This is a genomic window from Photobacterium leiognathi (assembly GCF_030685535.1).
GTDB lineage: Bacteria > Pseudomonadota > Gammaproteobacteria > Enterobacterales > Vibrionaceae > Photobacterium > Photobacterium leiognathi.
Genome location: NZ_CP131601.1, coordinates 1,537,900 through 1,549,854 on the forward strand (window position 1 = coordinate 1,537,900; position 11,955 = coordinate 1,549,854).

The 11,955-nt window shown below is 38.3% G+C and carries 10 protein-coding genes; 5 read left to right on the forward strand and 5 right to left on the reverse strand.

Annotated features, from left to right (window positions below; genetic code table 11):
* The first annotated feature begins 266 nt into the window (after positions 1-266).
* Positions 267-959: a 2,3-diphosphoglycerate-dependent phosphoglycerate mutase gene (gpmA, locus tag Q7674_RS14190; RefSeq protein WP_008986953.1), complete on the forward strand. Its 693-nt coding sequence runs from the start codon at positions 267-269 to the stop codon at positions 957-959.
* 66 nt (positions 960-1,025) lie between these two features.
* Here gpmA and Q7674_RS14195 read toward each other — a convergent pair whose 3' ends face one another.
* Positions 1,026-2,489: a protein adenylyltransferase SelO gene (locus Q7674_RS14195; protein WP_045062944.1), complete on the reverse strand. Its 1,464-nt coding sequence runs from the start codon at positions 2,487-2,489 to the stop codon at positions 1,026-1,028.
* A 206-nt stretch (positions 2,490-2,695) separates the two neighbouring features.
* Between Q7674_RS14195 and Q7674_RS14200 the strand changes: the two genes are divergently transcribed.
* A complete protein-coding gene (locus Q7674_RS14200; protein WP_237156729.1) occupies positions 2,696-5,272 on the forward strand; it encodes a PKD domain-containing protein in 2,577 nt (858 codons plus the stop codon).
* A gap of 18 nt (positions 5,273-5,290) precedes the next feature.
* Positions 5,291-5,692: a hypothetical protein gene (locus tag Q7674_RS14205; RefSeq protein WP_045062942.1), complete on the forward strand. Its 402-nt coding sequence runs from the start codon at positions 5,291-5,293 to the stop codon at positions 5,690-5,692.
* Positions 5,693-5,739: 47 nt separating this feature from the next.
* Here the strand turns inward: Q7674_RS14205 and Q7674_RS14210 are convergent, their stop codons facing one another.
* A complete protein-coding gene (locus tag Q7674_RS14210; RefSeq protein WP_045062941.1) occupies positions 5,740-6,249 on the reverse strand; it encodes a beta/gamma crystallin-related protein in 510 nt (169 codons plus the stop codon).
* 52 nt (positions 6,250-6,301) lie between these two features.
* A complete protein-coding gene (locus Q7674_RS14215) occupies positions 6,302-7,150 on the reverse strand; it encodes a cysteine hydrolase family protein (RefSeq protein ID WP_045062940.1) in 849 nt (282 codons plus the stop codon).
* Positions 7,151-7,412: 262 nt separating this feature from the next.
* Here Q7674_RS14215 and cfa point away from each other — a divergent pair, with 262 nt between their 5' ends.
* Complete coding sequence (gene cfa, locus Q7674_RS14220) at positions 7,413-8,555, forward strand: cyclopropane fatty acyl phospholipid synthase (RefSeq protein ID WP_305424072.1); 1,143 nt, start codon at positions 7,413-7,415, stop codon at positions 8,553-8,555.
* Between the two features lie 98 nt (positions 8,556-8,653).
* Here the strand turns inward: cfa and Q7674_RS14225 are convergent, their stop codons facing one another.
* Positions 8,654-10,063, reverse strand: coding sequence for a hypothetical protein (locus tag Q7674_RS14225; RefSeq protein WP_008986960.1), 1,410 nt, complete (start codon positions 10,061-10,063; stop codon positions 8,654-8,656).
* A gap of 328 nt (positions 10,064-10,391) precedes the next feature.
* Here Q7674_RS14225 and Q7674_RS14230 point away from each other — a divergent pair, with 328 nt between their 5' ends.
* Positions 10,392-11,234, forward strand: coding sequence for a CvfB family protein (locus Q7674_RS14230; protein WP_008986961.1), 843 nt, complete (start codon positions 10,392-10,394; stop codon positions 11,232-11,234).
* Between the two features lie 104 nt (positions 11,235-11,338).
* Here Q7674_RS14230 and Q7674_RS14235 read toward each other — a convergent pair whose 3' ends face one another.
* Positions 11,339-11,572 (reverse strand): glutaredoxin family protein, encoded by a 234-nt coding sequence (locus Q7674_RS14235; protein WP_045062938.1) that lies wholly within the window; start codon positions 11,570-11,572, stop codon positions 11,339-11,341.
* Positions 11,573-11,955 lie beyond the last annotated feature (383 nt).

Here is an 11,955-nt window from a genome sequence, read left to right on the forward strand (position 1 = left end):
AGCGAGATTGAACGCTTTCCTTGAGCCCAAGGGAAGCGTTTTTTATTAGGTGTATATGTATAAACATTTAGCCTGCAACGAGCTATTTAATGACTGTTTTTAATGATTACATATAAAAACTTTTTATTATAGTCATAAACATAGTCAACGCCTTGAGTTTCCTGAGCATTAACCTTACAGACATTGGCATTCTTTGAAAGGTCCGCAAACTCATCGCACATACTAAATATCTTGCTAACTCTGAATATGAGTTATAGGGGGCTACTATGAAAAATACTCGTGTTGTTTTACTTCGCCATGGACAAAGTGTTTGGAATAAAGAAAACCGCTTTACAGGTTGGGCGAATGTGCCACTTTCTGAGCAAGGTGAGGCTGAAGCACGAAATGCTGGTGTTAAATTAAAAGAACAAGATTTCCAGTTTGATGCTTGCTATACCTCTATGCTTGATCGCGCCATTAAAACATCAAACCTAGCGCTAGAACAGCTTGATTCCTTATGGATCCCTGTCCAACATGATTGGCATCTTAATGAACGTCACTACGGTAATTTACAGGGGCTAAATAAAGCTGAAACCGCACAAGAATTTGGTGATGAGCAAGTACATGTATGGCGTCGTAGCTATGATGTTGAACCACCGCAAGTAAGTGATGATAGTAAATATTATCCAGGTAATGACAGACGTTATGAAGGTATTGATCATTCACAGATACCTCATGGTGAATCATTAAAAGATACCTATGACCGTGTGCTTCCTTTTTGGAATGGTACTGTTGTTCCAAATATTGAATCAGGCAGCGATATTTTAATTGCAGCTCACGGGAATAGCCTCCGAGCGTTAATTAAATATTTAGACAATATTGCTGATGAAGATATTGTTGATGTAGAAATTCCAACTGGTTCACCACTGGTTTATGAGTTTGATGAGCAAATGAAACCTGTAAAAAGCTACTATTTATAATATTAAAAGCTAAAAATAATGCCCTGATTGAGAAGTCAGGGCATTTTTGTTTGTTATTGCTAAATGTTAAGACGAACAACTAATTTCTAGTTCTTTGCCCCATTTCGGTGACAGATCAGCAAGATCCTCAAACTCAGGATGCTCATCAAATGGATCATGTAAAATTGTTAATAGGTTCTCTACTAATGTGAAATCACCTTGCTCTGCGCTATCAATAGCGAGTTGAGCTAAATAATTGCGAAGAATGTATTTAGGGTTACTTTTAAGCATTAATGCCAATCGTTGTTGATCATCGATATTTTCAATTCGCTTTTTATAAGCTTGTAGCCATTTATCGACGGCAGTTGTATTTGTGGTGAGGTTTGAAAAGCGCACTGCGGAGGTAGGTAATTCTTCTTGCGCAATTGCTGAAAGGGTGCGGAAGAATAGGGTGTAATCCATGCCGTTTTGTTTCAGTAAATCAAATAACTGTTGGAACAGTTCAGTATCTTGCTCGTGGCTATCAAACAGCCCCAATTTATTACGCATTAACTTGCTATAGCTAATTTGTAATTGATGCTGATAAATTTCCAACGCATGCTCTATATCGGCTTTATCAATAATAGGTGCTAGGGCATAGCCTAATGCGGATAAGTTCCATAACCCAATTGATGGCTGTTGGTTAAAAGCGTAACGTCCTGAATAATCTGAATGGTTACAAATAAAGCTGGGGTTATAGTCGTCTAAGAACCCATAAGGCCCGTAATCAAAGGTTAAGCCTAAAATAGACATGTTGTCGGTATTCATAACCCCATGCGCAAAGCCAACCGCTTGCCAATGAGCAATCATCTCTGCGGTGTTACTACAGATTTGCTCAAACATCGCAGCATACGGCTTTTCAGCTTGTTGTAATTCTGGGAAGTGATGTTGAATCACATAATCGGCAAGTAATGTAAGTTGTTCATGTTGCTGGGTATAAAACAGATATTCAAAGTGGCCGAAACGTAAATGGCTTTCTGCTACCCGAATAAGTGTTGCGCCGAACTCCTGTTTTTCTCGATAAACTGGAGTGTCACTGCCAATCACGGCAAGGGCATAAGTAGTAGGAATGCCTAAACCTGCCATAGCCGCACTGGCTAAATACTCTCGAATACTTGAACGGATCACCGCACGACCATCACCCATGCGTGAATAAGGGGTTAGCCCAGAACCTTTTAAATGTAGATCCCACTTTTTACCTTGGCTGGTTTGTACCTCACCTAATAATAAACCTCGACCATCACCTAAATCTGGATTGTATTGTCCGAATTGATGCCCCGTGTATTTCATTGCAATCGGATCAAACCCTGCGAGCGTGTCATTACCACTAAAGATATTAATAAAATCGCTATTATTAAGGCTATTAACATCGAGTTCTAACTGTTTGGCGACATTAGGGTTAATACTGATCAAATAGGGATTTGTTAACGGTTGTGGGGTTACAGAAGTGCCAAATAAACTTGGAAGTTGGCTATAGGTATTGTTAAAGACAAGCTGATCTAGGGATTTCATAGCAATTATATCTGATGGGTTTACGGAATATTATAGAGTGGCTCAACTATTATAGTTAAGTACTTGCATTACTTACATTGTTAAGCATGAACTGTATCGAGTGATGTTATCGCTCAATAGAATAGTATGTTGCTAACTAATATGATTCTTCACTCATTTATACTGATTGAATATTGAAAGGGATCATGATGAATAGCACAAGGAACATGCTTTTATTGAGTACCTCATTAGCTTTGTTTGGCTGTGGTGGTGGCGATGGTGATGAATCAGCACCTCAAGCTAAAGCCGCTGATGATATATATACTTATGCAAATAAGAGTGTGGTTATTTCGTCTTACCATCTTGATCCTAATGGCGACATTGTCGATGTTGCTTGGCAGCAATCACCAAGTGATAACACGGCCGTTGAACTAAAAAAAGTGAACAGTAGTGCGATTTTCACTGTTCCTGATATTAAAAATGATGAAGTATTTAATTTCACTGTGACGGTAACCGATAACGATGGTGAAACTGCATCAGATTCAATTAGTGTTTATGCTAAACCTGCCGAAAAATCCTTATCTCTCGCTTTTGTTGGCTTAGGGGATATAAAGAAAGTTACTAATCAAAAAACTGTTACGCTGACTGGTAATGTTGTATCTGATCATGAAATTAAACAGATCTTAGTAACAAACGGGGCGACCAGTTTATCTACCAATGCTGAAATTGATGAGATGTGGTCAGCAACCATTGATTTAGTTAAAGGTAAAAACGAAATCACGGTAATGGCATTAACTGCAGATGAAGCACAGGTTGAGATTGTATCAACAATTAATTATCACCCTGCAATGGACTTCACTACGCCGTTAACATTAAGCCAAAGCTCTTTTGTGTTAAATGAAGGTGTCGCAACGGTTTATGCTCAGATTGGTACCTCAAATGATAAAGATCCTCAGATCACCTTGCTCGGTGCTGGGGTCAGTTTAGATGAAAGTGCTGACGGTATCGATGATGATGGTATTTATGCTGGCTCTTTTACTTTTAATCCAACCAAGGAAGGTAAGTTCTGTTATCAAGCACACGTGTCTGATAGCGAGGATAATAAATATACATCTGAACCTGCTTGTATTTGGGTATCAGAGAAATATACCTCAGAGCAGGTAACGAAATCAGTCGATATTGCAGATAGTGTTGAAAGCTGGCTAGATGCACAACTTGCGCAAGGTAAAGATATTCATGCATCTGCAAAAAAGGTGGTTGAACAACTTAATGTTCATAAAGATGTGGGTGCTGCGGGTTATACCTATGAAGGTGGCATTTGGTGGGTAAATGAAGACGGTATTTTAGGTCTACATAATCCATTGGTTGAAGATTCAAAATCAGCAAGTCGTAGTGGTGTTGTCGCTCCAGCGCCTGTGGTGAAAGCGTCATTCGAAACCCGTTATTATGATGATGTGATCAACAATCAGCCATCGGCTTATTCCTCTGTATCTGAACCAAATCGTATTCAAAGTTCAAAAGCGGTGATCATCAGCCCATATATTAATAATCCTGATGTATCTGAGTTTAGTAACTTCTTTAATACGGATGATTACTACGGCGTTTGGAAAACCATTAAAGACAGCCAGTCTTGTAAATTATCCCCAGACAGTGAGTTTGTGAACAATGAAACGGTCGGTGTATCGTTAGATAGCTTTAAAGATTTCAGTACCTTTGGTTATATTCACTTTTCTACTCACGGTAATAATTACTTTAACGGATTATTCAAAATCTGGGATGAAAAATGGGGTCCAAGTGATTTTCTAAAAGGGTATTTATCGGTATCTGGTTTATATACCGGGATTGTTTTACCTAAAAATGAAGATGGTACTTATAACCTAGAAGGTTATGAAAGCGATCTTTACATGAAACGTTTAGCAATTGGTGCTGGTGGTTCGTTAATTATTCTTCCTTCGTTCTTTGAACATTATCTGACGACTATGCCTAAGAGCTTAGTGGTGCTTTCTGCTTGTCGCTCTGTTTATAACAACTCATTAGCCAATGTCTTTTTATCAAAAGGCGCGGGTGCTGTGATTGGTTATGATGATTACGTGTTATCAAGCTATGCCAAAAATACTACCAACGCCATTATTAAAGACATGCTTGATAATGATTCAACCCTTATACAAGCCTTTGATACAGCAGTGAATAAACACGGTAAGAGTGATAACAGTGACGATGAAGCATTTCTGCGTATGCGCGGCGCAAAAGATCTAAAACTGGCAACGGGTTCATTTGAAAACCTGAGTTTTGAACAAGGTCAATTAAATGCTTGGGCGAAAAAGGGCGATGGTCGCATTATTACTAACCTTGGTGGCACAACTCCATTAGATGGTAAATTTGTCGGTGTTGTATCAACAGGCTTAGGTTACACCACCGAGCTTGGCAGTATTGAACAATCAGCATGTATTGATAAGAACGTTACAACCTTGAACTTTGATTGGAAGTTCTATTCTGAAGAGTTCTTAGAGTATTGTAATACGGGTTATGACGACTCATTCACCTTAACCTTGTGTGAGTCGGGTACTGATAACTGTTCAAGGTTTGAAACCAGTGTAAATAAATTGTGTGAGAATAAAGATGCGCTGGTTGAATCAGATGTGACATTTGATAAAGGCGGTGTTTATAACACGCAGTGGATCAAAGAACAGCTAGATATCTCAGCCCTTGCCAATAAACGCGTTAATTTAAAAATTGAGGCAGTCGATAAGGGCGATGAAATTTATGATAGTGCAATATTGATTGATAACATCGTTGTTGAATAACGAAATGTAGGTGCGCTGATGTTGAAAGTGTTTTCTGCAAGCGCACCATTATTATTTTTATTGATGCTGACATACGGCTGTAATGTGAAATCCGACGTGATTTATCAGTCAGAGCGTATTGGTAAAGTTACGTATCATCATAAAGATAATAGTGGTTGTGATTTTAAAGATGTTGATAAGACAATTGCTCAATTCTATCGACAAATAGAACGAAGAGAATTGGTGCCGTTAAAAGCAATGTACCAAGAAGATGAGCCTTTTATTGTGAAGATAAAAACACTACCATCGTTGGTGGTTAACAATAATGACACAAAATGGTATATCCCATTAAGCAAAGGCAGTGAATGGGTTTTCGTTAATGTAAACGGTACGGTGAATGTTTTTAAATATCCGGACGTGTTTCGTCAATTATGTGAATAAGAAAAGCCCCATAACTTGAGATAGTGATGGGGCTTAGTTTGGATTAGTTACTTCTTTAAAATTTTCATCGAGCTAATTGCATGCTCAAAACCATCGGCATTATCTTTTCCACCTTTATAGGTATAAGATTTTCCTTGATAGTTAATATCTTCGTAAAAGCGAACTTTCCAGCCTGATGGGATCTTAAATGACACCATTTTGTCGTTAAAATCAGTATCGAAAAAGTTTGGCATATCACGACTGATATTAATCGATTGACCTCTCTGATTCTTCCTACTAAATAGTGTTACTGATTTATGATTGTTGCTTTCATTATTGGCTGATAGTGAAGTCGTAAAACAATTAGCTTCTTGTGCACGACAAAACATATCACTTTGCGATTTTAAGCAGCGTTGTGAAACCTTATAACGTGCTGCATCTTCGGTTCTTGCTGCATCTGCAAAAGTGTCGGTAAATGGAGAGAGGGTGCAGACATAGATTTCATCATTATAATGTTTAGCTGCAAATGCAGGAGAAACACAACCAATCATCAGAGATAAACACAGTAATTTTTTCATTTCGCATCTTAAATAATTTATAACTCATACATTTACCAGACCAATAATAACCCTATAAGTTCGATGAAGTTAAAATATTTACACCTATTTGTGACATTTTGTCGATAAATCCCTCTGCTTGTTGCTCGAATCCTGCCACAGGGCTGGTGGTATCAATTAAAATTGTCAGCTTTTTAATCTCTTCACTTGAGAGCTTTTCTACCATTTGCTCAACAGTGCTAGCAACACAGTGTGATAGTGCTTGTCCTGAAATAAATACTTGATCGTTTTGTTTAACTAATTCAACAAGCTGAGGATCAAATTGGGTATTTTTATCATCAGCTAGTGGGTATTCTGCTTCACAGCCGCCATAGTGTTCAGTATGTGGGTTTTCACCTTTTGAAATACTGATATGTTGCTTATTTGTCTGTTGTTCCCAACGCTGAATCGCTGCCTGAATAGGTGCAACAATATTGTGCCCAGCAGTGCCCATAACACAGTGTGTCGGCCAAATAATAAGGCTATATTTGCCTGCTTGCTCCAGTGACTGGGTGTAAGCAAGTACATGTTCAAGTAGTTCTGGCTTTGTTGGTAGCCATATACCATTAACAATGTCTTGGTGGCTAATTAAGGTAAAAGGGGCTGGGTGTTCACCTGATTTATTTTGCCAATAAACTGCATGAGCAATGTCGTATTCGTTATGACTATCTAGTGTTACCACAATCGAATGGATGTGTTGCTGCTGCTTTTCAATAAAGCTTGCCAGTCTTTGAGCATCGTTCCATGCGCTAGGAACGGGCAGAGCAGGGGCGATAGTTTTTTCTTGGTGTTCTGAATCTAAGGTGAATTGTTCGTTAACTGGAACATCATAGAAGTCATATTGCGGATCAATGATGAGTAACGACGTCATTGGTTGACGCATTGCATGCTCCTTTATGCTTTGGGGGATTGACACAATAATGAGGAAATCATGAGAAAGAATTGAGCTAAATATACGTGGATGAGCGTTAATTGAAAAGAATTATCATCAACATCATAATCAATAAACGTAACTATTTAATTCAGTAATATTTAATCTATTAGTTATTGATACTATTAACTAAAAATTATTTTTTAAAATTCTATCTTGTTAATAAAAATCTAAAAAGGCAATTTGTCATACAAATATTTTCAAGGTATTAGAAATGAAAAACGACCAAATTTTCCAAAACATTTTAGATATTGCTGATGTGAAAATTAATGGTGATCGACCATGGGATATCCAAATTCACAATGAAGCTGTTTTCGATCGGGTATTAAAAGATGGCTCATTAGGCTTTGGTGAAAGCTACATGGACGGTTTGTGGGATTGTGATGCGATTGATGAAATGATCTCCCGTGTTTTACATGCTGGTATTGAAGATAAGCTGGCAACCACCACTAAAATTCAGCTGGGTTTGAAAGCAGGGGCATCAAAGCTTAAGCATCTGTTTAACCCACAAAGTGTTGAGCGTGTTACGAAAGATGTGCCTTTCCACTACGACTTAGGTAATGATTTGTTTGAAGCTATGCTTGATCCTCGAATGACATATACCTGTGCTTACTGGAAAGACAGCGATGATCTTAAATCAGCACAAGAAGCTAAGTTAGATTTAGTCTGCCGTAAAATGGGCTTGCAACCGGGTATGCGATTATTAGATATCGGTTGTGGCTGGGGCAGTTTCATGATGTTTGCTGCTGAAAAATACGGTGTAATTTGTGATGGTTTAACACTATCAAAAGAGCAAGCAGCATTAGGTCAAGCTCGTGCTGATGAAAAAGGCTTACTAGTTAACTTTATTCTTCAAGACTACCGTTTATATCATCCGGAACAGCCTTATGATCGTGTGGTATCAATCGGTATGATGGAGCATGTAGGCCCTGAAAACTATGAAGATTATTTTAAAGCTGCTTACAGTTTCTTAGCCGATGACGGTATTTTCTTACTTCATACTATTGGTAGCCCAAAATCAAAATCTGCTACCGATCCGTGGATTGATAAGTACATTTTCCCTAACGGTGTGATCCCATCAATGGCGCAAATTGGTGCATCAGCAGAAGATTATTTCAACATTGAAGATGTACAAAATATTGGCCCTGATTACGATAAAACGTTAGTGGCGTGGAATGAGAATTTTGAGGCGGCTTGGCCGAAGTTAGCGGATAAATATGGTGAGCGTTTCTATCGTATGTGGCGTTACTATTTATTGTCTTGCGCTGGGGCATTCCGTTGTCGTGATTTGAATGTATGGCAGTTTGGTTTAACTAAAAAAGGAGCTGAATTACCTGTTTCTGTTCGTGCTGCTTAATTTAGTTGAATAGGTAAGTTAGTTTAACCATCGTAAAATCAGTTACATAAGTAAAATAAAAAGCTCACCGTTACAATAAGATAACGGTGAGCTTTTTGCTATGCGGTTTTAGCTGGCTGATTATCAACAGCCACTTTCTTCTCTGACGATGATTTTTTTTCTTGTGGCAGAATAGGCTCAATATCAACGATTTTTGAACGGCTCATAATGATCTTCCAACGTTGAATACGTACCGTTTTATCTTCATCAGTTTCTTTAGTGATGAGGTTAAATAGATGGCGCTTTTCAACCGACTCTTTTGTCACTTGACCATCATTTAATTGATATAAACGTTGTGAGCCTTTTTCCATTAATGCTGCGACGTTACGTAAATCTAAAATGATCGATTCACGGGTTTGCTCATAACCACTTAAAAACTTGGTTGGCGACATACGGGTTGTGCTCTTGTAATGAAGAATGGTTTCTTCACGATGAGACACCTTGTGCTTACGGGTTTTACGAATATCTGTCGGTAAGCTGTCGTAACTAATGTATTCAAGCCATTCAAGCTGACGACCAATTAAATGGCTGGTGTTAGCATCAAAGAACTGTTTACGCCAACGGGCTTTACCTTTACGCAACCAACGCCACAACATACTTTTTAAGTCGTCTTTAAACACTTCACGAGCAGCGTAGATCAGTGATAACACTAGGATAAAGGATGCGGTAATGTCACCCAGCATACCGCGAGCTTTGATCAGCATTAATGTCACGAAAATCATCACGATACCTGCAGCCGCACCCGTTACGACTTTTCGGGTACTCTTACCCAACTCAATGGTCTTTTCGCTCATGGTGACAGGGTATTCAATCAAACGACGCAATAAACGCATTTTGTTCGACATACGAGTGGGATCTTCCATCGCTTTTGCCGAGTTATAGTTATGCTTAGTACGATGCTGAGATTCTGATTCACAGATCTCTAATAACATCGCTTTGATTGCGTTGTAGTCGTTACCACGAGGTAGGTGAGCCACAAGCTGTAACATGCGTTGTTCTGTGAACCAAGATAGGTAGTTATCAATGTTTTCGTAGTACTTCAGAAGTTTTTTATCTGTTGGGATATTTCGGCGTAAACGTTTTAAAATACGAACGGAAATATTGGCAGATTCTTCAACATCTTCAAAAGTAGTATCGCCACTTTGGTTTAATAAGTCATTGGTTGCTTTTTCTAACGCCAATGCATACTGATAAGCATATAAACTTAAGCTTAAACGGTACTGTTCAATGGAGAGTTTACCACGGCTAGCGAGTCGGCTATGAACCAGTGGCAGGTGGTTTATATCACTGAAATAAGTACGCTTTCCTTGAATGGCACTATGATAGAACTCTTCTTCAGAGATGATATTGGCGTTTAAACCGAGTTCACCGGGGATGAAGATATACATATCGAGCTGCCGATTGGTTGTTTCTTGAATAACATGGGATATTTTAAGCTTATGCCCATCTTTTTTATCGACAGTGATCACTTTAGCGATGTCCTCCACAGGATCTTGCAGTTACTAGTTATAAAAGCGTGTTTTTATTAATTTTAGAATATGTGCGCAGTAAATATTACTGCTAACGATGTAAGTTAGCGTTGATAGCATGAAAAATCGTCAAATAAATGCAGATAGGTCAGGCGTTGTGAATCAACATCACGTATAATGCAGCCATCTAAGCACAACATGTGCATTATAGCTGATTGGTTAGTGAGATATAGCTAATTAATTGTCATAGCTAGTAAATTGATTGATAAAGATATTGAACCAGCAACACCTTGTACGTGTTGTTGCCTATGCAGAGAGTACCTGATACATGATTAGAATTGGACAATACAACACACTAGAAGTCGTCAAGCTAGTAGACTTTGGCGTATTTCTTGATGGTGGTGAAGACTTCGGTAATATCCTATTACCAAAGAACTCTGTTCCAGCAGGTACTGAGTTAGGCGACAAGCTAAACGTATTTATCTACTTTGATTCAAACGATGAAATCATTGCAACAACAGATGAACCTTACGCAAAAGTAGGTGATTTCGCCAAACTACGTGTTGTTGGTGTCACTAACATTGGTGCGTTCGTGGATTGGGGTTTAAGCAAAGATTTGCTTATTCCATTTAGTGAACAGCGTCGTCGTTTAGAAGAAGGCCAAGAAGTGGTTATTCACGTTTACACTGATAAAGCATCGGGTCGTATCGTGGGTACAACCAAGTTCAACCGTTTCTTAGACAAAACACCAGCGACTTACAAAGTTGGCGAAGAAGTTAAAGTGATCATCGCTGAAATCACCGATCTTGGTTACAAGGCAGTGGTTAACGGTAAGCACTGGGGCTTATTATTCAAAACTGAATCTTTCGGTAAGCTATTTATCGGTAAAGAGCTAAAAGCTTACATTAAAGAAATTCGTCCAGATGGCAAAATCAATTTATCACTTCAGAAGAAGGGTAAAGAGCGTGTTGACGATCTAGCAGACAAGATTTTAACGTCGCTAGAGCGCAAAGGTGGCTTCATTCCTGTAAGTGACAAGTCTAGCCCAGACGAGATTTTCCAAGTATTCCGTACGAGTAAAGCGACCTTTAAGAAAACGATTGGTGGCTTGTACAAGAAAGGTTTGATCGTGATTGAGCGTGAAGGTATCCGCTTAAACGACAACGATTAATATTAGCTCGTTAATCTTGAGTTAAAGAAAAACCGACACATGCTGTCGGTTTTTTTATATCTAAACAAATAGAGAAAGGGTAAACCAAGAGGGGAAATAGCAGATTAGTCTTTTGATTTTAATGCTTTTTCAAACTTAGTCATGTTCCAGCCAATTAATACCTGATCACCAACACGTAAAACAGGCACAGAGCGTGCGCCTGTACTGTTAAATTCCTTTCTTCCTTTTGGTGAGCTGATATCAACTAGGCGATAGCTATAGCCTTTGCTTGCCATATATTGTTGAGCATCTTTACAGTTTGAGCAGCTTTTTTGGCTGAATAAGACAATACGTTTCATTGGGTTGTTTCTTTTATTTTAATATTTGCCGTAACTCTAACATAAATGAGATGGAAGATAGTAATGACAGAGCAGTAGTTACAAGCAGCCTAAATCAAACAAGTTTTTAAGCCTGTTTACTTTTTCCTATCAGCAATAAAGAGGTGATACGGTAAGGGAATAGGTGAAAACGCCGTAACTTATAGATTGTTTTGCAAATACGTATTTTAATTTGCTGAAAATAGCAGCGCTTGCGTGCTCGTTTAATATCCGGATCTTTGCGATTTTATTGCTTTAAAGCAAATTATTATTTTTATATAGAAATAATAAAAAGAAGTTTATCTCTATCTTATTGATATTTAATAAAGGTGTTTTGTTTTCAGCTCAAACTACTTGGATTATAA

Excerpts from the sequence above, each read along its gene's own strand:
- cfa (WP_305424072.1), top strand. The coding sequence starts at position 7,413 with ATGAAAAACGACCAAATTTTCCAAAACATTTTAGATATTGCTGATGTG.
- Q7674_RS14200 (WP_237156729.1), top strand. The coding sequence starts at position 2,696 with ATGCTTTTATTGAGTACCTCATTAGCTTTGTTTGGCTGTGGTGGTGGC.
- gpmA (WP_008986953.1), top strand. The coding sequence starts at position 267 with ATGAAAAATACTCGTGTTGTTTTACTTCGCCATGGACAAAGTGTTTGG.
- Q7674_RS14205 (WP_045062942.1), top strand. The coding sequence starts at position 5,291 with ATGTTGAAAGTGTTTTCTGCAAGCGCACCATTATTATTTTTATTGATG.
- Q7674_RS14195 (WP_045062944.1), bottom strand. The coding sequence starts at position 2,489 with ATGAAATCCCTAGATCAGCTTGTCTTTAACAATACCTATAGCCAACTT.
- Q7674_RS14235 (WP_045062938.1), bottom strand. The coding sequence starts at position 11,572 with ATGAAACGTATTGTCTTATTCAGCCAAAAAAGCTGCTCAAACTGTAAA.
- Q7674_RS14210 (WP_045062941.1), bottom strand. The coding sequence starts at position 6,249 with ATGAAAAAATTACTGTGTTTATCTCTGATGATTGGTTGTGTTTCTCCT.
- Q7674_RS14215 (WP_045062940.1), bottom strand. The coding sequence starts at position 7,150 with ATGCGTCAACCAATGACGTCGTTACTCATCATTGATCCGCAATATGAC.
- Q7674_RS14230 (WP_008986961.1), top strand. The coding sequence starts at position 10,392 with ATGATTAGAATTGGACAATACAACACACTAGAAGTCGTCAAGCTAGTA.